Origin of the sequence: Thalassobaculum sp., assembly GCF_965223715.1 — a bacterium.
In the GTDB taxonomy this organism is placed as follows: Bacteria; Pseudomonadota; Alphaproteobacteria; order Thalassobaculales; family Thalassobaculaceae; genus Thalassobaculum.
Window position 1 is genome coordinate 5,008,951 of record NZ_OZ245012.1, and the last position, 20,035, is coordinate 5,028,985.

18 protein-coding genes and 2 tRNA genes are annotated in these 20,035 nt (G+C 68.7%); 12 read left to right on the forward strand and 8 right to left on the reverse strand.

Annotation, left to right across the window (positions count from 1 at the left end; genetic code table 11):
- The first annotated feature begins 51 nt into the window (after positions 1-51).
- Positions 52-777, forward strand: coding sequence for a class I SAM-dependent methyltransferase (locus tag ACOQOP_RS23270; RefSeq protein WP_420564211.1), 726 nt, complete (start codon positions 52-54; stop codon positions 775-777).
- Between the two features lie 162 nt (positions 778-939).
- Here the strand turns inward: ACOQOP_RS23270 and ACOQOP_RS23275 are convergent, their stop codons facing one another.
- From ACOQOP_RS23275 to ACOQOP_RS23295, 5 genes are all read right to left on the reverse strand, one after another.
- The gene (locus ACOQOP_RS23275) at positions 940-1,392 is read right to left on the reverse strand and encodes a MaoC family dehydratase (RefSeq protein WP_420564212.1); all 453 of its coding nucleotides are present in this window, start codon (positions 1,390-1,392) and stop codon (positions 940-942) included.
- A gap of 5 nt (positions 1,393-1,397) precedes the next feature.
- Positions 1,398-2,516 carry a threonine synthase gene (locus ACOQOP_RS23280; protein WP_420564213.1) on the reverse strand — a complete coding sequence of 373 codons (1,119 nt, stop codon included), beginning with the start codon at positions 2,514-2,516 and terminating at the stop codon, positions 1,398-1,400.
- Positions 2,513-3,577, reverse strand: coding sequence for a tartrate dehydrogenase (locus tag ACOQOP_RS23285; protein ID WP_420564214.1), 1,065 nt, complete (start codon positions 3,575-3,577; stop codon positions 2,513-2,515). Before ACOQOP_RS23285 ends, ACOQOP_RS23280 begins: the two co-directional genes overlap by 4 nt.
- Positions 3,578-3,662: 85 nt before the next feature.
- Positions 3,663-4,562, reverse strand: a complete 900-nt coding sequence (panC, locus tag ACOQOP_RS23290; RefSeq protein WP_420564215.1) for a pantoate--beta-alanine ligase — start codon at positions 4,560-4,562, stop codon at positions 3,663-3,665.
- Positions 4,563-4,680: 118 nt separating this feature from the next.
- A complete protein-coding gene (locus tag ACOQOP_RS23295) occupies positions 4,681-4,965 on the reverse strand; it encodes a hypothetical protein (RefSeq protein WP_420564216.1) in 285 nt (94 codons plus the stop codon).
- A gap of 395 nt (positions 4,966-5,360) precedes the next feature.
- Between ACOQOP_RS23295 and ACOQOP_RS23300 the strand changes: the two genes are divergently transcribed.
- Both ACOQOP_RS23300 and ACOQOP_RS23305 read left to right on the forward strand, forming a co-directional pair.
- On the forward strand, positions 5,361-6,875 hold the full coding sequence (locus ACOQOP_RS23300) for an ABC-F family ATP-binding cassette domain-containing protein (protein WP_420564217.1): 1,515 nt from the start codon (positions 5,361-5,363) through the stop codon (positions 6,873-6,875).
- 101 nt (positions 6,876-6,976) lie between these two features.
- Positions 6,977-7,052: transfer RNA gene (locus ACOQOP_RS23305), tRNA-Ile, on the forward strand.
- 46 nt (positions 7,053-7,098) lie between these two features.
- Here ACOQOP_RS23305 and ACOQOP_RS23310 read toward each other — a convergent pair.
- A complete protein-coding gene (locus tag ACOQOP_RS23310; RefSeq protein WP_420564218.1) occupies positions 7,099-7,743 on the reverse strand; it encodes a PAS domain-containing protein in 645 nt (214 codons plus the stop codon).
- 202 nt (positions 7,744-7,945) lie between these two features.
- Here ACOQOP_RS23310 and ACOQOP_RS23315 point away from each other — a divergent pair, with 202 nt between their 5' ends.
- Positions 7,946-8,755: an alpha/beta fold hydrolase gene (locus tag ACOQOP_RS23315; RefSeq protein ID WP_420564219.1), complete on the forward strand. Its 810-nt coding sequence runs from the start codon at positions 7,946-7,948 to the stop codon at positions 8,753-8,755.
- Between the two features lie 12 nt (positions 8,756-8,767).
- On the opposite strand, the gene ACOQOP_RS23320 is transcribed toward ACOQOP_RS23315, so the two are convergent.
- Positions 8,768-10,891: a PAS domain S-box protein gene (locus tag ACOQOP_RS23320; RefSeq protein ID WP_420564220.1), complete on the reverse strand. Its 2,124-nt coding sequence runs from the start codon at positions 10,889-10,891 to the stop codon at positions 8,768-8,770.
- A 363-nt stretch (positions 10,892-11,254) separates the two neighbouring features.
- Between ACOQOP_RS23320 and ACOQOP_RS23325 the strand changes: the two genes are divergently transcribed.
- The 8 genes from ACOQOP_RS23325 (at position 11,255) to ACOQOP_RS23360 (ending at position 19,737) form a co-directional block, all read left to right on the forward strand.
- A complete protein-coding gene (locus ACOQOP_RS23325) occupies positions 11,255-11,911 on the forward strand; it encodes a flavin reductase family protein (protein ID WP_420564221.1) in 657 nt (218 codons plus the stop codon).
- Between the two features lie 77 nt (positions 11,912-11,988).
- On the forward strand, positions 11,989-12,774 hold the full coding sequence (locus tag ACOQOP_RS23330) for an SDR family oxidoreductase (protein ID WP_420564222.1): 786 nt from the start codon (positions 11,989-11,991) through the stop codon (positions 12,772-12,774).
- 99 nt (positions 12,775-12,873) lie between these two features.
- Positions 12,874-13,986 carry an NAD(P)/FAD-dependent oxidoreductase gene (locus ACOQOP_RS23335; protein ID WP_420564223.1) on the forward strand — a complete coding sequence of 371 codons (1,113 nt, stop codon included), beginning with the start codon at positions 12,874-12,876 and terminating at the stop codon, positions 13,984-13,986.
- Between the two features lie 126 nt (positions 13,987-14,112).
- On the forward strand, positions 14,113-14,571 hold the full coding sequence (locus ACOQOP_RS23340; protein WP_420564224.1) for a FecR family protein: 459 nt from the start codon (positions 14,113-14,115) through the stop codon (positions 14,569-14,571).
- Positions 14,572-14,575: 4 nt separating this feature from the next.
- Positions 14,576-15,613, forward strand: a complete 1,038-nt coding sequence (locus tag ACOQOP_RS23345) for an OmpA family protein (RefSeq protein WP_420564225.1) — start codon at positions 14,576-14,578, stop codon at positions 15,611-15,613.
- A 40-nt stretch (positions 15,614-15,653) separates the two neighbouring features.
- Positions 15,654-18,548 carry a CHASE2 domain-containing protein gene (locus ACOQOP_RS23350; protein ID WP_420564226.1) on the forward strand — a complete coding sequence of 965 codons (2,895 nt, stop codon included), beginning with the start codon at positions 15,654-15,656 and terminating at the stop codon, positions 18,546-18,548.
- 35 nt (positions 18,549-18,583) lie between these two features.
- Positions 18,584-19,045, forward strand: a complete 462-nt coding sequence (locus ACOQOP_RS23355) for a hypothetical protein (protein ID WP_420564227.1) — start codon at positions 18,584-18,586, stop codon at positions 19,043-19,045.
- Positions 19,042-19,737 carry an HTTM domain-containing protein gene (locus ACOQOP_RS23360; RefSeq protein ID WP_420564228.1) on the forward strand — a complete coding sequence of 232 codons (696 nt, stop codon included), beginning with the start codon at positions 19,042-19,044 and terminating at the stop codon, positions 19,735-19,737. The genes ACOQOP_RS23355 and ACOQOP_RS23360 overlap by 4 nt, the downstream gene beginning before the upstream one ends.
- 51 nt (positions 19,738-19,788) lie before the next feature.
- Here the strand turns inward: ACOQOP_RS23360 and ACOQOP_RS23365 are convergent.
- A tRNA-Pro gene (locus tag ACOQOP_RS23365) sits at positions 19,789-19,865 on the reverse strand.
- Positions 19,866-20,035 lie beyond the last annotated feature (170 nt).

Here is a 20,035-nt window from a genome sequence, read left to right on the forward strand (position 1 = left end):
CGCCCCGGCCGTGACCCGCGGGTGGGTCGGGACCCAGCAACGGAGACCGCCTTGGCCGACCCTCTATGGACCGAAGACACCAGCGCCGCTTTCCGCGACCTCGCCCACTACGCGGTGCCGGAGCGGGAACTGCAGACCGAAACCATCCTGTCTCTGATTCCGGAGCCGGACGGCGCTCCGTTGGCGATGGATATCTGCTGCGGTGCGGGCGGGCTGACGGTGGCGATGCTCGAGCGCTTTCAAGGCCTTCGGGTCCTGGCCCTGGACGGCTCGCCCAGCATGCTGGAGACGACGCGCGCGGCGGCCGGCGACCGGGCGGATCGGCTCGAGACCGCGATCATCGACATCGCCGAGACCGGCTGGCGCATCCCGCCGGAGCCGTTGCACGCGGTGGTGTCGTCGCTGGCGATCCATCACCTCGACGGGGCCGGCAAGCGGCAGCTCTTCGCCGACATCCATGCCGCGCTGAGGCCGGGCGGGGTGTTCGTCATGGCCGATCTGGTGGAGCCGGTGACCCTAAGCGGCCGGAAGGTCGCCGGCGACGCCTGGGACGCGGAGACCCGGCGCCGGGCGCTCGACACCGACGGTACGCTGGAGGGCTACGAGCGGTTCGTGGCCGAGGACTGGAACTACTACCGCCTGCCGGGCCCAGACCCGCTGGACAAGCCGTCCGGCGTGGCGGAGCTGCTGGACTGGCTGCGCGCGGCCGGGTTCGACGGCGTGGACCTGCACTGGATGAAGGCCGGCCACGTGATCATAAGCGGGGTGCGGGGGTAGGGCGCGGTCTAACACCCACCCGCCGTCATCCCGGACAAGACCGGGCTTGACCCGGGCTTGGGCCGGGACCGAGCAGCAAGACCTCTGGGTCCCGGCCGATCTCCGGGTCAGGCCCGGCCCCGGATCTAGTCCGGGGTCGCCGGGATGACGGGGTGGGGTTTGTTATTCCACGGGCCGCTTGGACACCAGGTGATGCATCTCGCAGGTCATCACCACCTCGTCGTTCTGGTTCTTCGTCGTATAGGCCAGTTTCACCCGGCCGAAGGGGCGCGAGGAGGAGGGGATCAGCTCCATCACCTCCGCCGTCGCCGACAGGGTGTCGCCCGGCCGCACGGGGCGGGGCCAGCGCAGGTTGTCCATGCCGGTGCCGCCGACATTGGTCTCCTGATGCGGGCCGGCCTGCCAGATCAGACGGAAGGTCAGCGCCAGGGTGTGGAAGCCGCTGGCGATCAGCCCGCCGAACATGGTCGCTTCCGCGTCCGGCTTGGACACGTGGAACGGCTGCGGGTCCCATGTGAAGGCGAAGTCGACGATCTGGCTCTCGGTCACCGTCACCCGCTGGCCGGTCAGCACGTCGCCGACCTGGAAGTCCTCGAAATACTTCTTGTCGCGCACGCGGCCTACTCCATCAGGGCGTCGAGGCTCTTCAGCCCGTTGCCGGTCATCACCACCACCGTGTCGTCCTCGGCAGAGATCGTGCCGTCGGCGAGGAGCTGCTCGTAGCCGGTGGCGGCCAGCGCGCAGGACGGCTCCACCAGCGCGCCCTTGGCCGCCAGCATGCGCACCGCCGGCAGGATCTTCTCCTCCGCCACGGCGACGGCCCCGCCGCCGGACTCCCGCAGGGCGGCGACGCATTCGGCCGTGCGCACAAGCCTGGCGGCGGCCACGCCTTCGGCGATCGTCGCCTTCGGGGTGAACTCCACCGGCGTGTCGGCCTTCGCCTCGAAGGCCCGGACCAGGGCCCCGACATTGGCCGGCTGGGCGGCGAACAGGCGTGGTACCCGGTCGATCTCACCGCGCCGCTTCAGCTCGTCGAAGCCGATCCGGCAGCCCAGCAGGTTGGAGCCGTAGCCGACCGGGATGACGATGTTGTCGGGGACGGTGAAGCCGGACTGTTCCCAGATCTCATAGGCGAGCGTCTTGGTGCCCTCGATGAAGAAGGGCTGCCAGTTGTGGGAGGCGTAGAATACGCCCTCTTCGGCCATTCTCAGCGCCTTGGCGGCGACATCCTGGCGGCTGCCTTCCACCAGATCGACCACGGCGCCATAGGCCCGCATCTGCGCCACCTTGGCGGGCGAGGTCTTCGCCGGCACCAGCACGGTGCATTTGATCCCCGACGCACCGGCATAGCAGGCGAGCGACCCGGCGGCGTTGCCGGAACTGTCCAGCATGACCTCGGTGATGCCGTGGGCCTTGAGGTAGGCGACCAGCACCGCCATGCCGCGGTCCTTGAACGACCCGCTGGGCATCAGGGATTCCAGCTTCAGGCGGACATTGCCGCCCTCCAGCGCCACCGGGATCAGCGGGGTGCAGCCTTCGCCGAGCGGCACCCGGGACGCCTTGTCGACCCGGATCGCCTTGGCGTAGCGCCACAGCGAGCGTTCGGCCGTGTCGATCTCGTCGCGGGCGAGACCGTCACCATCGGTGAGGTTGACCGGCGCCCCGGTCTCGGGGCACCGCCAGATCGGCGTGTCGACGGGATAGCTGTGAGCCCCGTCGCGGGTCACATAGGCAGTCACTTCAAGGCTGCCGCGATGGCGTCGCCCAGGTCGGTGGTGGCCGCCTGGCCGCCGAGATCCGGGGTCTTCGGCCCGCCTTCCGACAGCACGGTCTCGATCGCCTTGACGATGTCGTCCGCCGCCGCCTGGTGGCCCAGATGCTCCAGCATCATGGCCCCGGACCAGATCTGGCCGATCGGGTTGGCGATGCCCTTGCCGGCGATGTCCGGGGCGGAGCCGTGCACCGGCTCGAACATGGAGGGGTAGTCGCCCTCCGGGTTGATGTTGGCCGAGGGCGCGATGCCGATGGAACCGGCCACCGCCGGGCCGAGATCGGACAGGATGTCGCCGAACAGGTTGGAGCCGACCACCACGTCGAACCAGTCCGGATGCAGCACGAACTGCGCGGTCAGGATGTCGATGTGGAACTTGTCGGTGTCCAGGTCCGGGTATTCCTTGGCGATCGCCTCGAACCGCTCGTCCCAGAACGGCATGGTGTGGATGATGCCGTTGGACTTGGTGGCGGAGGTGACCTTCTTCTTGCCGACCCGCCGGCACAGGTCGAAGGCGTAGCGCATGACCCGGTCGCAGCCCTTGCGGGTCATGACCGTCTCCTGCATGGCCATCTCGTTCTCGCTGCCCTGGAACAGGCGGCCGCCGATCTCGGAGTATTCGCCCTCGTTGTTCTCGCGCACCACCCAGAAATCGATGTCCTCCGGGCCGCGGCCGGCGAGCGGGCACTTCATGCCCTTCATCATCCGCACCGGTCGCAGGTTGATGTACTGGTTCATCGAGCGGCGGATCGGGATCAGCAGCGACCACAGGGAGATGTGGTCCGGCACGCCGGGGAAACCGACCGCGCCGAGGAAGATCGAGTCGTGGGTCTTGAGCTGCTCCAGCCCGTCATCCGGCATGAACTTGCCGGTCTTGTGGAAGCGCTCGCAGCTCCAGTCGAACTCGGTGAACTCGTAGTCCAGGCCGTGCTTGGCGCCGACCGCCTCCAGCACCTTGATGCCCTCCGGCACGACTTCCCAGCCGATGCCGTCGCCCGGAATCACCGCGATCTTCAACTTCTCGGCCATGGCGCCCGTCCTCCCGCGTGTCTTTGAACTGAAACGTCTTACGCGCGGTTATAGAGGGCGGGCGGTGACGGCGGAAGGGGCCGACTCACACCCCGATATTGTCGATCAGCCGGGTCTCGCCGAGCCGGGCTGCGGCGAAGAGGCGGGCCGGGCGGGTGACCGGAGCGGTGCCGGTGAGGGCGGCCAGGGTCTCGGCGTCGCGCAGCTCGATATAGTCGATCGGCCCGAAACCGTCGGCCGACAGGGCGGCGATCGCATCGGCGCAGGCGGCGGAGATGTCCCCGTCGCCTGAGCGGATGCGATGGGCCGCCTTGGTCATCTCCTCGTGCAGGCGGGGCGCTGTGGCGCGCTCTGCTTCGGAGAGATAGGTGTTGCGCGACGACAGGGCCAGCCCGTCGGCCTCGCGCACGGTCGGGCAGCCGATGACGGCGATGGGAATGTCGAGATCGGCGGCCATGCGGCGGACCACCAGGAACTGCTGGAAATCCTTCTCGCCGAAGAACGCCTTGTCGGCGCCGGACTGCAGGAACAGCTTGGAGACCACCGTGGCCACGCCGTCGAAGAAGCCGGGCCGGGCGACGCCGTCGAGGCAGTCGGTGAGGTTGGCGACGGAGACGGTGGTGGCGTGGCCGGCCGGATACATCTCGGACGGGATCGGGGCAAAGACCGCATCGGCGCCGACCGCGCGCAGGGCCGCCAGATCGGCGTCCCAGGTGCGGGGATAGGTGTCCAGATCCTCGCCCGCCGCGAACTGCTTCGGGTTGACGAAGATCGACACGATGGTGCGGTCGCAGGCGTCCTGGGAGGCAGCCACTAGGCTCAGATGCCCGGCATGCAGGGCACCCATGGTGGGGACGAGGCCGACGGTCAGGTCTTCGCGGCGCCAGCCGGCGACGAGGGAGCGGAGATCGGCAATTGTGCGGGCGACGACCGGCTCATCCTTCGGCGAGCGGGAGGCGGCCCCGGGGGCGGGGGTCTGGGTCATGGCGCCGGTCTATCAAACCGGTCTGCGGGCGAACAGTCTCCGACTGCGCATGACGTCATGCCGCGATCCGCATACCGCCCCGGGCTGGCCGGGGCGGCTGCGATGGAGGCGGTGCCGTTCAGTGGTGCGGCTTGGCGGCCGCCGGGTTCAGGTAGGCGCCCAGCGCCCGCAGGGCGGTCACCGGCAGACGGAACAGGGCGACGGTCAGGCGCCGGACTTCCTCGGCGCGCATGCGCTCGCCGCGCCGCATATGCATGCGGATGACGGCGTCGTCGATGACGGCAATCGGCTTGGTAAGGGGCTTAGACGGGTCTGCCTCGCCGTAACGGCCGGACAGCCACTCGTTTTCCTGCGTGGTATAGGGATGCATGTGGATCACCTTGGTGTGTTGGCAGACGTCCACCTCCCGGACCTAGGCTTCTTATTGCTCCCCTGACCACCGTTTCGCGGTGGCTCACGCGTTTACGTCCTGACCCAGAAGATAGTCAGTTTGTTGCGGTGCACAAGATAAATTGTGCGTCGCAGCAAAGGTCAATGTTGCAGACCTAGTTTGCGGTTTTGCAGCCCCTCCACGTGTCTCTTGTCAGAGGGTCTCGGCGTGGCTATCAATCGGTGTCCGCGATCCGAAGAAAAGAAGGGGAAGCCGGTGCTCCACCAGCGCTTCCATGACCGTACCCGAGGACCTGTCTCCGCCCCGCGCCTGATCCCGCGGGGCTGACCGGGACACCTATCGCCGTCTCATCCGTCAGCCTCATTTGACGCGCATTCCGCGTCTGCCTGACTTCCGATGAGACCCCCATGTCCCTGATCGCCGTCAAAGACCTCTCCCTGATTCGCGCCGAGACCCTGTTCCAGGGGCTCGATTTCACCGTCGCCCGGGGCGACCGCCTGGGCCTGGTCGCCGCCAACGGGCGCGGCAAGTCTTCCCTGCTGCGGATCCTCGCCGGCGAGGAGGAGGGCACGACCGGCAGCGTCACCCGGTCGCGTGGGCTGGTGGTCGCGGTCGCGCCGCAGGATCCGCCGGAACGGCTTCTCTCGCTCAGCCTGTACGAGGCGGTGCGCGACGCGCTGGATGCGGAGGCGGCGGAAACCGAGAGCTGGCGGGTCGACATCCTGATGGAGGACCTGGCGGTGGACACGTCCCTGCGCGACGTCGCGGTCGGGCGCCTGTCCGGCGGCTGGCAGCGCACCATGCTGCTGGCCCGGGCGGCCGTGGTCGAGCCGGACCTGTTGCTGCTGGACGAGCCGACCAACCACCTGGATATCGGCCGGATCGGCGTGCTGGAGCGGTTCCTTGCCGCCCTGCCCAAGGACTGCGCGGTGATCGCGGCGAGCCACGACCGCGCCTTCCTCGACGACGTCACCACCCGCACCCTGTTCCTGCGCCCGCAGGAGAGCGTGGATTTCGCGCTGCCCTATACCCGCGCCGTGACGGCGCTGGCCGAACGCGACGCGGCGCGGGACCGGCAGTTCGAGAACGACATGCGCAAGGTGAAGACCCTGCGTCAGCAGGCGGCGAAGCTGAAGAATATCGGCATCAATTCAGGCTCCGACCTGTTGGTGGTGAAGACCAAGCAGCTCTCGGAGCGGGCCGACCGGCTGGAGGAGCAGGCGCGCCCGGCCCATCAGGAACGCTCCGCCGGGAACATCCACCTGTCCAGCAGCGACATCCATGCCAAGGCGCTGATGACCCTGGAGGACGCCGAGATCGCGACACCCGACGGAAGGCGGCTGTTCCGGATCGCCAAGGCGCTGATCAGGAGAGGCGACCGGGTGGCCCTGCTCGGGGCGAACGGCACCGGCAAGACCCGGCTGGTGGAAAGGCTGCGGGCGGCGCTATCCGGCGGTGATCCGCAGATCCGCGGGGCGGCCAGCCTCCGGATGGGCTATTCGAACCAAGCGCTGTCCCAGCTCGACAGTTTCGCCTCGCCCTGGGAGGCGGTCAAGCGGTCGAGCGGCCTGAACGACCATCAGGCCCGCTCCCAGCTCGCCGGCGCCGGAATCGCCGTCGATGCCCAGCACCACCCGATCGGCCGGCTCTCCGGCGGTCAGCGGGCGCGGCTGGCCATGCTGCTGCTGCGGCTGGTCGAGCCCAACTTCTTCCTGCTGGACGAGCCGACCAACCATCTCGATATCGAGGGGCAGGAGATGCTCGAGGAGGAACTGGTCCGCCACCAGGCCGCGTGCCTGCTGGTCAGCCACGACCGCGCCTTCGTGCGGGCGGTGGCGACCCGGATCTGGGTGATCGAGGGCGGCTGGCTGGTGGAGGTGGAGGATCCGGACCCGATCTTCGACCGGCTCATGGCGGGCTGACGGGCGGCCGTCGGCGCCGCTTTACGGTCACGTGCGTTGACAATGTGGCGACCGCGCGACGATAAGTGGTGACGGAGGTCGCGGCTTCGCGCCGTGGCCGGGGGCCCGTAGTTCAGCGGTCAGAACGCGCCGCTCATAACGGTGTTGTCGCAGGTTCGAATCCTGCCGGGCCCACCATTTTCCCTGGGCATCCGGCTATCCCGACCGGGCACCTGACACCCCGTCACAGCAGCAGACAGCCTTTGCAGGGCAGGTCGCTGAGCGGCAGGACAACTGGCCGGACACCGTCGATGAATTCGGTGTCCGAACTCGGCGCGGCGGTCGGTCGGCGGTAGAGTGTCGCGCCGTAGACCGAGGTCACCACGCCGTTCTCTGCCATCGGCAGCGCGAGGCGCTCGGTGTGCAGCGGATACAGGCCGGCCCGGTAGAGCGGACCCACGGCGTAGTGGATGGCCGGCGTGTCCATAACCTGGCTCAGGGCGTCGTGCATCGCCGCCTCGTGCCCCTTGAACAGGTCGTCCACATAGATGTCGGCCACACGGCGGTTGAACAGCGACCGGATCTGCTCACCGGCCAGCAGAAACCGGTAGCGGCCGGTGCCGGGCTCGCGCTGGATGATCCAGAACCGGCTCAGCAGGGCCGGGACGCGGGTCGGATCGAAGTCGGTGCGTTCGGGCACGCGGCCGTCGACCTGCAGGGAGAGCCAATAGCGCAGCAGCCCCTGCAAGGAGTCGTCGCCGAACCTGGGAAACGCCGCCGGAACCCCGCCGCGGTCGCAGACGCAGGGCGGCTCGTAAGCGCCCAAGGGCACCTGGCGACCGGCGCAGACTTCCTTGCATTTCAGGTCGTTGGTCCCGAGATTCTCCACCTGCACATCCTCCGAACGCGATCTTCATTGGAACATACGGGATAACTCATAAGAACTAATTAATATAAATTGCTATCTATTGGTTGCGGTCTTGGCCGACCCTTTCCCGGTACCGGTCAGGTGTCGGTTCCGCCATTGCTGACGGGGCGTATTGTCTCTAGGGATGGACGATCCCGCCGAGTCCCCTCCCGGAGCCGACCCCATGTCCTTCGCCGACCGCAAGACCCTCGATCTCGACCAGGGCCGCCTCTCCTATCGCCAGGCCGGGAGCGGGCCCGACCTGGTCCTGCTGCACGGCCTGGCCGGCAACTCCCGCACCTGGGAGGAGCAGGCCGCGGCCTTCTCCGGCTCCTGGTGCATCACCGCCTGGGACGCGCCGGGATACGGGGAATCGGATACGGTCGCGCCGAACGTGGACGCCTATGCCGCGGCACTCGCTGCGCTGGTCGACGCGCTGGACCTGCCGACCTTCGTGCTGCTGGGCCATTCCATGGGCGGCGTCGTCGCCGGCCGCTTCGCCGGCTCCTATCCCGACCGGCTGCGGGCGCTGGCCCTGTCCTGCACCCTGCTGGGTCGGCGGCAGCCGTCGGGCACGCCGCTGAGCGAGCCCTATCTCGCCCGGCTGAACGAACTGGAGACCCTGCCGGCCCGGGAATACGGCGCGCGCCGCGCGAAGAGCATGGCGGCCGCCGACTGCGCGCCGGAGATCCTCGACCGGCTGACCGGCATCGCGGCGGAGACCCGGCGCGAGGGGCTGGCGCAGGCCATGCGCCTGATCGCCGAGGCGGACAACACCGCCGCCCTGGCCTCCCTGTCGCTGCCGGTCCTGGTGATCACCGGTGCTGAGGACCACACGGTCACCCGCGAGCTCAGCGACGGGCTGCTCGCCGCGCTCGCCTGCGGATCGGCGCAAGTTCAGACGGCCGTTCTTCCGGGGGTCGGACACGCGCCGTATCTGGAGGACACCGCCGCCTACAACGCCGCGCTGAAATCCTTCCTCGACGGGCTCTGACCGGCCAACCGCTCAGCGGGTGGCGCTGGAGCGGAACTGCTCGATCTGCTGTTGGGTCTCCGAGATCAGGCTCGCGATCTCCGTCGACAGGGCGGCCGAGCGCGAGGCCAAGGTCTTCACCTCCGAGGCGACAACGGCGAAGCCGCGTCCCGCGTCGCCGGCCCGAGAGGCCTCGATGGTGGCGTTGAGGGCCAGCAGGTTGGTCTGCTCCGACACGTCGGAGATATTGCTCGCCGTCACATGGATGCGGTTCAGGACCTCGTCCATGATCTCCTGGGTCTTCTCGATCGAGGTCCGGCTGGCGGTCGTATCGGTGGCGTAGACAACCACCCGCTGCAACTCGCCATGGACGTCGCGCAGGGGCTGGACGGTGGCGGCCAGGTACAGCCGGGCGGCATTGCCGATGTTCACGGAGAGTTCGCGCACCACCGCCTCGCCGGCGTGGAGCTGGTCGCGGACCGCTGGCTCGAACAGGGTGTCGAAGGCGATGCCGGAGATGGCGCGGGCGTCATCGATCGAGCGCACGCCGAGCGCGGTCAGCGCCAGGTCGTTGGCGGCGGACAGACGGCCCCCGCTGTCCCATTCCAGCACCAGATTGGACTGCTCGATCGCGGTGATCCGGGCCCCAGCCTCCAGGGCGCGCTGCTTGGTCTCGGTGATGTCCACCTGAACAGAGACGTAGCGTTCGACCTTGCCGCTCTTGTCGAAGACGGGGTTGATCGACAGCGAGATCCAATGCGGCTTTCGGCTCTTCGTGTAATTGAGGATCTCCACCACGAAGGGCCGGCGGAGCTTCAGGTTCTCGCGAATGGTCCGCACCGTGTCGGGGTCGGTGTGCTCGCCCTGGAGCAGGCGACCCGGGATCTTGCCCTTCGCCTCCTCGGCGCTGAAGCCGGTCATCCGGGTGAAGCCGGCATTGACGTATTCGACCCGTCCCTCTGGATCGGTGATGATGACGCTGTTGTCGGTCTCGTTGGCGACCAGGGACAGGATGTTGAAATGCGCCTTCTGGCGCACGTCGGCGGTGATGTCGGTGGCGTATTTGACGACCTTGAAGGGCCGGCCCGCGGCATCGAAGATCGGGTTGTAGGACGCCTCGATCCAGACTTCCTTGCCGTCCTTGCCGATCCGCTTGTACTGGCCGGACTGATAGTGGCCCTGCCCGAGATTGGCCCAGAACCGGCCATACTCCGCGGTCTGCACCTCCGACGGCGCCACGAACATCCGGTGGTGGCGGCCGACCACCTGATCGGCCGTATATCCCATCGTGTTCAGGAAGTTGTCATTGGCCTTCAGGATCGTGCCGTCCAGTTCGAACTCGATGACCGCCTGGGACTTGTTGATGGCCGCGATCTGGCCCTGGAAATCGGCGAACTGCAGCTTTGCGTCGGTGATGTCGGAGGCGAATTTCACCACCTTGTAGGGCCGACCGGCGGCGTCGAGGATCGGGTTGTAGGTCGCGCGGATCCAGATCTCGCGCCCGCCCTTGGCGAGCCGCCGGAACTGTCCCTCGTGGAACTCGCCGCGTCCCAGGGACTCCCAGAACCGCCTGTACTCGGTCGAATGTTTCTCGGCCGGGTCGACGAACATGGAATGATGCCGGCCGACGATCTCCTGGGCGGTATAGCCCATGGCCGACAGGAAGTTCCCGTTGGCCTCCAGGATCGTGCCGTCCAGGGCGAACTCGATCACCGCCTGGGAGCGCCGGATGGCGTTGATCTGGCCCTGCACCTCGGCCGCGCGGCGCTTCTCCTCCGTGATGTCGGTGGCCAGCTTGACCACCTTGGTGACGCGCCCGCCGAATCCGATGACCGGGTTGTAGGAGGCCTGCAGCCAGATCTCCGACCCGTCCTTGCGGAAGCGGCGGAACTCGCTGCGCATGAATTCACCCTTGGCCAGGGTCTCCCAGAACTTCCGGTATTCCGGAGAACCGGCGTAGCTCTTTTCCACGAACATCGAGTGATGTTTGCCGATAACTTCGCCGGCCCGGTATCCCATGGCCTCAAGGAAGTTCTTGTTCGCCCTCAGAATTTTGCCCTTCGGGGTGAATTCGATGATGGCCTGCGATTTGTTCAGCGCGCCTAAAGTGGCGCCAGTCGAGCGCATGCCCAGACCACCGGTCAGAACCTCAAACAATGCAACTCTCCTAGCGTGTACATTCCGGTTTTCTGCTCGGTCAGGTGTTGCGGTATTTGACGGAGCCGAAGGAGGACAGGTGAGCGGACGAAGATTGGCGGCGAATGCCTAGCACTACTTCACCCGCGTGGGGAGTGACTAATTGTATACATTCATACGAACCCCCATCCCGGTCGGATCACACTCGGGACATCGTTTACCCCGGCCGGCATTCGGAAAATCCTAGGCAAACTGGTTAATTTCTCCGTAATGGCGAACTCGCCCGGAGGCGACCTGCAATCGCCCTGGCCCGAGTGCATTGCCCCGGTTCCGCGGGCCGCCGATCTCTCCTACGGTTCCTCGTCAGCGACGAGGAGACGCCCCATGCACTACGCCCCCGCGACCGAACCCTGCCCGCTGCCGTTCTCGCCGTTCAAGAGCTGCACCGTGCCGCGGCCGATCGGCTGGCTGTCGACCGTTTCCGTGGACGGCGTGCCGAACCTGGCGCCCTATAGCCAGTGGCAGAACCTGACCTTCGATCCGCCCATGGTGATGTTCGCTGCCAACCAGTTGAGCGACGGGCGGCGCAAGGACACGGTGATCAACGCGGAACAGACCGGGTGGTTCGTCTGGAACATGGCCACCTACGATCTGCGCGAGGCGGTGAACATCACCTCGATGGAACTGCCGTCCGATGTCGACGAGTTCGAGCGGGCCGGGGTGACCAAGGCGCCCTGCATCGACGCGCCCGGTCCCCGGGTGGCGGAGAGTCCGGCGCATTTCGAGTGCCGCTACCTGTCGACCCACCGTCTCCAGGGGCGCTCCAACCACGGCTGGGTCGACGTGGTCTATGGCGAGGTGATGCGCATTCATGTGGACGACGCGGTGGTGACGCCCGAGGGCAAGCTCGACATCCCCCGGATCCGACCGCTCGCCCGGCTCGGCTATTACGACTACACCAGCGTGACCGAAGTCTTCGAGATGCGCATTCCGGGGGCGAGCGGAGCGGCCGCCGCCGGGCTTGAGGGCCGGTCGAGCTGAGGTTGGGGGCGACTGCCGCCGGTTGAAGCCCCGCATCGGGTGCTCTAGGAGGCCGGGATCACTGTGAGCGCGAGGGCATGATGCAGACCCACGACACCTTCCGCGACGTCCGCGTCGTCATCACCGCCGGTGCGTCGGGGATCGGCCTGGTCTATGCCCGACGGTTCGCCGCCGCCGGCGCCCGTGTGGCGCTGTGCGACGTCGATGCGACCGCCGTGGCGGCCGCCGGCACGGAGATCGCCGGTTCGATCGCGCGCCAGGCCGACGTCACCGACGAGGCGCAGATGGACGCGTTCTTCGGCGAGGTGGAGACGCAGTGGAGCGGGGCCGATGTCGTGATCGCCAATGCGGGGACCGGCGGGCCGGCCGGGCTGATCGAGGACCACAGCCTGGAGGGCTGGCGCGCCTGTCTCGCGGTGAACCTGGACGGCGCCTTCCTGACCTGCCGCTGGGCGGCGCGGGTGCTGAAGGCCGGCGGCGGCGGTTCGCTGATCCTGATGTCGTCGTCGGCCGGGCTGCACGGCTATCCCAACCGCAGCCCCTATGCCACGTCGAAATGGGGGATCATCGGCCTGATGAAGACCCTGGCGATGGAACTTGGGCCCCATGGCGTACGGGTGAACGCGATCTGCCCCGGCTCGGTGGAGGGCGACCGCATGGACCGGGTGCTGGCCAACGAGGCGAAGGCGACCGGCCTGACCGAGGCCGAGCTGCGCGCCCGCTATGTCGCCGGGGTGTCCCTGCGTAGCTGGGTGAGCGCCGATGACGTGGCCGATGCCGCGATGTTCCTGGCCTCGCCGGCGGGGGCGAAGATCTCCGGTCAGGCGCTGTCGGTGGACGGCCACACCCATTCGTTGGCCTGAGCGCCCCGCCTTGCATTCGCGCGAAAACAGACCCTGGTGCGCGGTCGGGGCATCCCGGAAGATGGCGCCGTCTGATCGGATCGGTTTCTGGGAGGTCGCATGACCCTCATCATCGGTGGCGGCGTCTATGGTGCTGCCGTGGCGTGGCATCTGGCGACGCGCGGCGAGGCGGTCACGCTTCTAGAGGCTAACACCGTGGCCTCCGGCGCGTCGGGCGGCCCGGGGCGCCGCGGTGTGCGGGCGAACTGCCGCGACCACCGGGAGCTGCCGCTGATGGCCCGGGCGCGGCGGATCTGGCCGACCCTGCACCAGCAGCTCGGCACCGATCCGCTGTTCGAGCAGACCGGACACCTCCAACTGATCGAGCGACCGGTCGACCTGCCGAGGGCGGAGACCCGGGCGGCGCTGCAGTCCCGGTTCGGCATTCCGACCGCCTTCCTGTCCGAAGCGGAGATGCGGGAGCTGGAGCCCGGCGTCGCCCCGTTCGTGCGGGCGGCCCTGCATTGTCCCGGTGACGGAGTGGCGTTCCACGCCCACACCACCAAGGCCTATGCCGAGAACGCCGTGAAGGCTGGGGTGACGATCCGCGAGGGCGTGAAGGTCGAGCGGCTGGTGACCCGCGACGGCACGGTGGTCGCGGTCGCGACTGGCGACGGCGAGGAGATTCCGGTGACCGGCCGGCTGTTCATCCTCGCCAATGCCGGCGTGCGGTCGCTGATCGCCCCCTGGCTCGACCTGCCGACCTGGAACCTGGCGCTGCAGGTGCTGGTGTCGAAGCCCCTGGCCGAGAACCCGGTGCGTCACCTGGTGGGCCATGCCAGCCGCACACTGTCCCTCAAGCGCGAGCCGGACGGCCGGCTGATGATCTCCGGCGGGCGGCTCGGGCGCTGGGACCATGCGACCGGCCGCGGCACCCCGATCCCGGAGGAGATCGCCGCCAACGTGGCCGATGCGGTCGCGGTCTATCCGGGTCTGGAGGGGATCGAGATCGACGCGGCGGATACCGACCATCTGGAGGCCGACTCCATCGACGGCATTCCGGTGATCGACCAGCTTCCCGGCAACCCGCATGTGATCTACGCCGCCGGCTGGACCGGCCATGGCTGGGCGATCGCGCCGGCGGTCACCGAACTGCTGGCGCAATGGGCGCTCGACGACCGGCGCCCGGAGCTGCTGGCGCCGTTCTCCTTCGGCCGTTTCGCCGCCGGTTGACGCGGTCCCGGGCGGCGGTGTGCGAACTGTCGCAGGACTGTCGACCGCGTTGATCGGGGAAGGTAGAGTTCCCGCATAGCCCGCACGGGGGTGGGGGTAATAAGAAACGGACAAAGAGACAGACAGATGCGTGGGTTGCTCTTGGGGCTTCTCCTCGCGCTCTCGGTCGTATTGCCGACAAGCGCGCAGGATTTCGGACCGGCCATTGGGACGGTCAAGGTGGTGGATGGCGAGGCGGCGGTCGAACGGGCCGGTGCCGTGATCCCCGCGGTCGAGGGGCTGGACGTCCATCGGTCGGACACATTGCGGACCGGTGCGGCCGGGGCGGTCGGCGTCACGCTGAACGACGGCACGCTGATCTCGCTCGGACCGAACTCCCGGTTCGAGCTGTCCTCCTTCGAGTTCGCGCCGCAGCGCGACGCCTTCGGCTTCTTCGGCCAGATCCTGCAGGGGACGATGGTCTACCAGTCCGGCCGGATCGGGAAGATCGCCCCGGAGAACATCCAGATAAAGACGCCGCTGTCGGTCGTCGCGGTCCGGGGCACCCGGTTCGCGGTCCGCGTGCCGGCGCCGGAGGGGAACTGACGCCATGGCCGTTCTCCTTGCACCGATCGTCCGCCGGCTCGCCGCCGCGGCGCTTCTGATGAGCGTCGCCGCCTGCGCCGCCGGCCCCTACGACACCAAGGAACTCTCCGGCCTGCCGCCGCAGGACTCGGTCTTCCTGCGCGACCTGAGCAGCGAATACGCCGCACTGGGGGACATGGAGCGCGCCGAGTACGACTGGCCGGACACCGCCCGCTTCTACAACCGGGCCATCCGCGCCGCCAAGGGAGAGGTGTTTCCACCGGAAGCGCTCGCCGAGCGCGCCCTGACCGAGGCGGCGCAGGAGGAACTGGGGGCCGCCCGGGCCCGTCTGCTCGCCCTGTTCGGTGCCGGCGCCCGCTCGATCGTCGGCCCGGACAGCGCCCGCGGTCAGGCCGCGTTCGACTGCTGGATGCAGGAGCAGGAGGAGGGGCACCAGGCCGACGACATCGCCCGCTGCCGTGAGACCTTCCTGGCGGCCGTGACGGCGATTGAGTCTGCCGTGGGCGGGGCGTTGATCGTGCTGCTGCCGGACACCGACGGCGTGGTCGGGGTGATCCAGGTGGAGAACCCGCAAGGGTCGGTGGTGCTGGACAGCGACCGCGAGAGCGCGGTGACCGCCGATGCCCAGGACGGACCGCAATCGACCGGCACCTTCCTGGTGGAGGATGTGGAGGCGGTGTTCGGTCGCGCGCTGGCCGCCGGGCCGACGCCGCCGGTTGCGTTCCTGCTGTATTTCGAACAGGGAACCGACCGCCTGACGCCGGACTCCGCCCGCAAGCTGAGCGAGGTGCTGGAGGCCGTGCGCCAGCGCAAGCTGCCCCAGGTGGAGGTGTCGGGCCATACGGACCGCAGCGGTTCGGCGGCGTTCAACGACCAGCTCGCCCTGGACCGGGCGGAACTGGTGGCCCAGGAGGTGCTCGGGCTCGGCGTGCCGGAGCGGGTCGTGACCGTCGTCTCCTATGGCGAACGCGCCCCGGTGGTGCCCACGGCCGATGGTGTGGCCGAGGCGCGCAACCGCCGGGTCGAGATCGTGATCCGGTAGGCCGACATGGCGCGCATGCGGGTGGACAGCTGAGGGGGCGATGGCGAGACGGATACCGGGAGAGGCCGGCACGCGGCAGGGCGGGGTGACGAGCGAATTCCACTGGCTCGACGAGCCGGAGGACGGTCGTCTCTCCCGGCTCGTGCGCCACGGCCGGCTGATCGCCCTCGGCCTGCTCGGTGTCCTGCTGCTCCTGCGCATCCTCGACGTCGCTCCGCTGCAGATCCTGCGGCTGTGGGGGTTCGACCTGCAGCTGCAGATGCGCGGTGCGGCCGCCGACCCCTCGCCGGTCCTGGCAGTCGATGTGGACGACCGCAGCCTCGCCGCTCTCGGCCAATGGCCCTGGCCCCGCCGGCACCTGGTCGATCTGGTCGACCGCCTGGCGGCGGACGGGGTCCGCACCGTCGGCTTCAATATCCTGTTCGCCGAGCCGGATCGGATGTCGCCGACCGTCCTGGCCCGCTCCCTGCCGGATCTGGACGCGACCCTGCGGCGGGAACTGGAGGCGCTGGGCGGCTATGACGAGGCCCTGGCCGCTGCTATGGGGCGGGTGCCGAGCGTCACCGCCGTCGCCGCCATTCCGGCGGCTGATGGCACCGCCTCCGGCCCGACCGCGCCGAGCCGGATCGCCGTGCGGGGGCACCACGACCTTGTGGATCTGCCGGCGATCGGCGCGATCCTCGAGAACGTGCCGCCGATCCATCAGGCCAGCCGCGGGCAGGGGGTGGTGAGCCTGCTGCCAGAGCCGGACGGGACCGCCCGGCGGATCCCGACCCTCTTCCGGGTGGGCGGCACCCTGCAGCCCGGCATGGCGCTCGACATCGCCCGGGTGGCCCTGGGCCAGCCGAACATGCTGGTGGAGGTGCCGTCGCCGTTCGGGATGACCGGCGTGTCGGTCGGTCCGCAGTTCGTGCCCACCGATTCCGGGGGCCTGCTCTGGGTCGACATGGCCGCGCCCGACCGTGTCACCACCGTCTCCGCGATCGACGTTCTGTCCGGCACCGTGCCGCCGGACCTCGTCGCCGGTCGCGTCGCCGTGATCGGCAGTTCCGCCGCCGGCGTGGGCGACCGGGTCCGGATCGGCTTCGAGGGCACGATCTCCGGACTGCAGTTCCAGGCGCTGGCCGTCGACACGATCCTCACCGACCGTGCGCCCCGGCGCGACCCGGTTCTCGGCTGGGCCGAGATTCTGGCCACGGCCCTGGTGGGGCTGCTGCTGGTCGGCCTGCTGCCCCGCCTCAGCCCGCATCTGAAGCCCGCCGTCGGCGTCGTCCTGATGGGCGGTGCGGTCGGCGTCGCCGCCTATGCCCAGGTCGGCTTCGGCGCCCTGGTCGACCCGACCTTCTTCTCGGTGACCTCGCTGCTGCTGGTCGGCAGCTTCGTGATCGGCGACTACCGGGCCGAGACCGTGCTGCGCCGGCGCAACGAGGCGGCCCTGAAGCGCCACGACGCCTATATCCGCGAGGTGATCGACGCCAGCTTCGACGCCATCGTCACCATCGGCGACGATGCAAAGGTGCGGACGGCGAACCGGGCGGCCTGCAGCCTGCTGGGACGGCCGGAGCAGGCGCTGTTCGGCCAGCCGATCTTCCGCCGGCTGTCGGGTCCCTGGGCGGCGGAGCTGGAGCGCGCGCCGGCGGCGACGCTGGCGCGGGCGGCCGACCGGCCGGAGACCATCGAGGTGGAGGCGCACGGCCCGGACTGCTCCGGGGACGTGCCGACCGAGATCACCCTTGCGGAATCCATGGCCGGGTCCGAGCGGGTCTACATTCTGGTGCTGCGGGATGTCAGCGCCCGCCGCGCGGCGGAGGCCTTCGCCGCCCTGACCACCCAGCGGCTGCATGATGCGGTCGACGCGATCACCGACGGTTTCGCCCTGTTCGCGCCGGATGGGCGGCTGCTGCGCTGCAACGACGCCTATTGCGAGATGCTGGACGCCGCGATCGACGGTGCGGATGGCACCCCCTACGCCACCCTGCTGCGCACCCTGGTCGCCGGCCGTCACACCCCGGTGGAGGCGGCGGGGCGCGAGGCGGAATGGGTGGAGGCCCGCCTCTCGGTCTTCGCGGCCGAGAGCCAGCGCTACGAGATGGAGACCCGGGACGGCCGCTGGTACCAGGTGGACGAGCGGCGGACGGCCGAGGGCGGCATGGTCTGCATCTATTCCGACATCACCGAGATCAAGCAGCGCGAGGTGGACTTGCGGGCGGCCATCGAGCGGGCGGAACTGGCGAGCCAGGCCAAGTCGCAGTTCCTGGCCAATATGAGTCACGAGCTGCGCACCCCGCTGAACGCCATCATCGGCTTCGCCGACATGCTGCGCAGCCAGCCCTTCGGCCCGCTCGGCAACGACCGCTATGTCGGCTATGCGGGCGACATCTCGGGCAGTGGCTCGCGGCTGCTGAAGATGATCGAGCAGATCCTGGAATTCGCCCGGCTGGAGCGGCTGCAGTCGAACATCGACGAGAGCGGCATCGACGTGACCGCGGCGGTGCTGGCGGCGGTGACCGACCTGACCCCCGCGGCGCGCGAGCGGGACGTGCGGATCAACCCGTCGATCCAGCCGTCGCTGCCGGCCCTGCGCGCCGACCCGCAGATGCTGTACCAGATCATCCAGAACCTGCTGGCCAATGCGGTGAAGTTCTCCGCCCAGGGATCCCAGGTCCAGGTCTCCGCCGGGCTGGACGACCAGCGCCGGATCGTCCTGACGGTCGCGGATGAGGGTATCGGCATTCCGGGCGAGCTGATCGGACAGATCACCCAGCCGTTCTGGCAGCATCCGGACGCGATGACGAGCCCGCACGAGGGGGTCGGGCTGGGGCTCGCCATCGTCAGCGGCCACGTGGAGGCCCATGACGCGGAACTGACGGTCCATAGCGAGCCGGGGCGGGGAACCACGATGATCGTGACCTTCCCGTCCTATCGGACGGTCTGAACAGGCACCGGCCGGCCGCGCGGGGGAGGATCGTCATGTTGGATGTCGTCAAGCTGGTGATGCCGGCCCTGTTCCCGTCCTGGCGGTTCTTCGATGTCATCGCCCCGTCGCCGCGCATCGAGCTGGCTCTGGCCGACACGCCCGACACGGAGCCGCCGGCGGACGATCCGGCCTGGCGGGAATGCCGGCCGCTGAGGGCACGTCTCGGCCCGGTAGCGCGGGTGGTGTCGTTCTTCTGGAACCCGCACTGGAACGAAACGCTGTATCTGGCGACCTGCGCCGAACGGCTGATGCAGGACCCGAGCGAGCATTCCAGCCGCGAGATCCGCCGCCGGCTGCGCCGCGACCTGGCCATGCAGGAGAGGGCGGCGCAGGGGAGGGCGGCGCCCTATTTCCGCTTCCGCCTGGTCTTCGTCAGCCGGGAGGGCGCGCGTCTGCGCCGGGACGTGGCCTATGTCTCGCCGGCCTATCCCACCCTGGACCCGCAGGAGCCATGAGCCTCGACGACGCCATCCGGCTGACCGAGATCCTGCTCTCGGTCGCGCTGATCCAGCAGAGCCTGGAGCATCTTTTCGGGCTGCCGGACGAACGGCCGCACTACGCCCTGCGCCTGGTCCTCGCTGGGCTGCTGATGGCCGGTGTGCAGCCCGCCTGGATCTGTGCCGCGCTGTTCGTCAACGCCCTGTTCATCCTGCGGCGGTTCCAGGGGCCCTATAACGGCGGCAGCGACCTGCTGAGCCTGCTGCTGATCACCGCGCTGTTCGCCGTCCACCTGATGCCGTCGGCGCGCTGGCAGGAATACGTCTTCGGCTATCTCGCCCTGCAGGTGATCTTCTCCTACTTCAAATCCGGCCTGTCGAAGGTGGTCCACGCGGACTGGCGCACCGGCCGGGCGCTGCGGGACGTCTTCCTCTACTCCGTCTATCCGGTCAGCGAGGCGACCCGCGGCTGGACCCATTGGCCGCGCCTGCTCTGCGCGATGTCCTGGGCGGTGATCCTGCTAGAGCTGCTGTTTCCCCTGGCGCTGGTCTCCCAGCCGGTGCTGATCGCGGCCCTGGCGGCGATGCTACTGTTCCACCTGGCGAATTTCGCGCTGTTCGGATTCAACCGCTTCGTCTGGGTCTGGGTCGCGGCCTATCCGTCGCTGATCTGGCTGCAGGCACGGCTGGAGCCGTTTTGGCAGGGGTGATTTCGCGGACGTCGTATAAGGAGGGAAGCGCGCCTCAGGCGGCGGTATGAATGGTCGGGGAGAGAGGATTCGAACCTCCGGCCCCTGCCTCCCGAAGACAGTGCTCTACCAGGCTGAGCTACTCCCCGACCGGACCTTGTGACGGGCCGAAGGACGGCCCGCCGGGAGGCGAGGGCGTCATATAGCGGACCGGCTGCGGCGCATCAAGAAGGAACTCGTCGCAAATCGCACTTCCTTCGCGGTGGCCCGGATGACCGCGCCGGGCGCTCCAAACTCCGGGGTTCCGCCGGCCGGCCGG

Coding starts and splice junctions, on each gene's coding strand:
- ACOQOP_RS23285 (WP_420564214.1), bottom strand. CDS start 3,577: ATGGCCGAGAAGTTGAAGATCGCGGTGATTCCGGGCGACGGCATCGGC.
- panC (WP_420564215.1), bottom strand. CDS start 4,562: ATGACCCAGACCCCCGCCCCCGGGGCCGCCTCCCGCTCGCCGAAGGAT.
- ACOQOP_RS23300 (WP_420564217.1), top strand. CDS start 5,361: ATGTCCCTGATCGCCGTCAAAGACCTCTCCCTGATTCGCGCCGAGACC.
- ACOQOP_RS23315 (WP_420564219.1), top strand. CDS start 7,946: ATGTCCTTCGCCGACCGCAAGACCCTCGATCTCGACCAGGGCCGCCTC.
- ACOQOP_RS23325 (WP_420564221.1), top strand. CDS start 11,255: ATGCACTACGCCCCCGCGACCGAACCCTGCCCGCTGCCGTTCTCGCCG.
- ACOQOP_RS23330 (WP_420564222.1), top strand. CDS start 11,989: ATGATGCAGACCCACGACACCTTCCGCGACGTCCGCGTCGTCATCACC.
- ACOQOP_RS23335 (WP_420564223.1), top strand. CDS start 12,874: ATGACCCTCATCATCGGTGGCGGCGTCTATGGTGCTGCCGTGGCGTGG.
- ACOQOP_RS23340 (WP_420564224.1), top strand. CDS start 14,113: ATGCGTGGGTTGCTCTTGGGGCTTCTCCTCGCGCTCTCGGTCGTATTG.
- ACOQOP_RS23345 (WP_420564225.1), top strand. CDS start 14,576: ATGGCCGTTCTCCTTGCACCGATCGTCCGCCGGCTCGCCGCCGCGGCG.
- ACOQOP_RS23350 (WP_420564226.1), top strand. CDS start 15,654: ATGGCGAGACGGATACCGGGAGAGGCCGGCACGCGGCAGGGCGGGGTG.
- ACOQOP_RS23355 (WP_420564227.1), top strand. CDS start 18,584: ATGTTGGATGTCGTCAAGCTGGTGATGCCGGCCCTGTTCCCGTCCTGG.
- ACOQOP_RS23360 (WP_420564228.1), top strand. CDS start 19,042: ATGAGCCTCGACGACGCCATCCGGCTGACCGAGATCCTGCTCTCGGTC.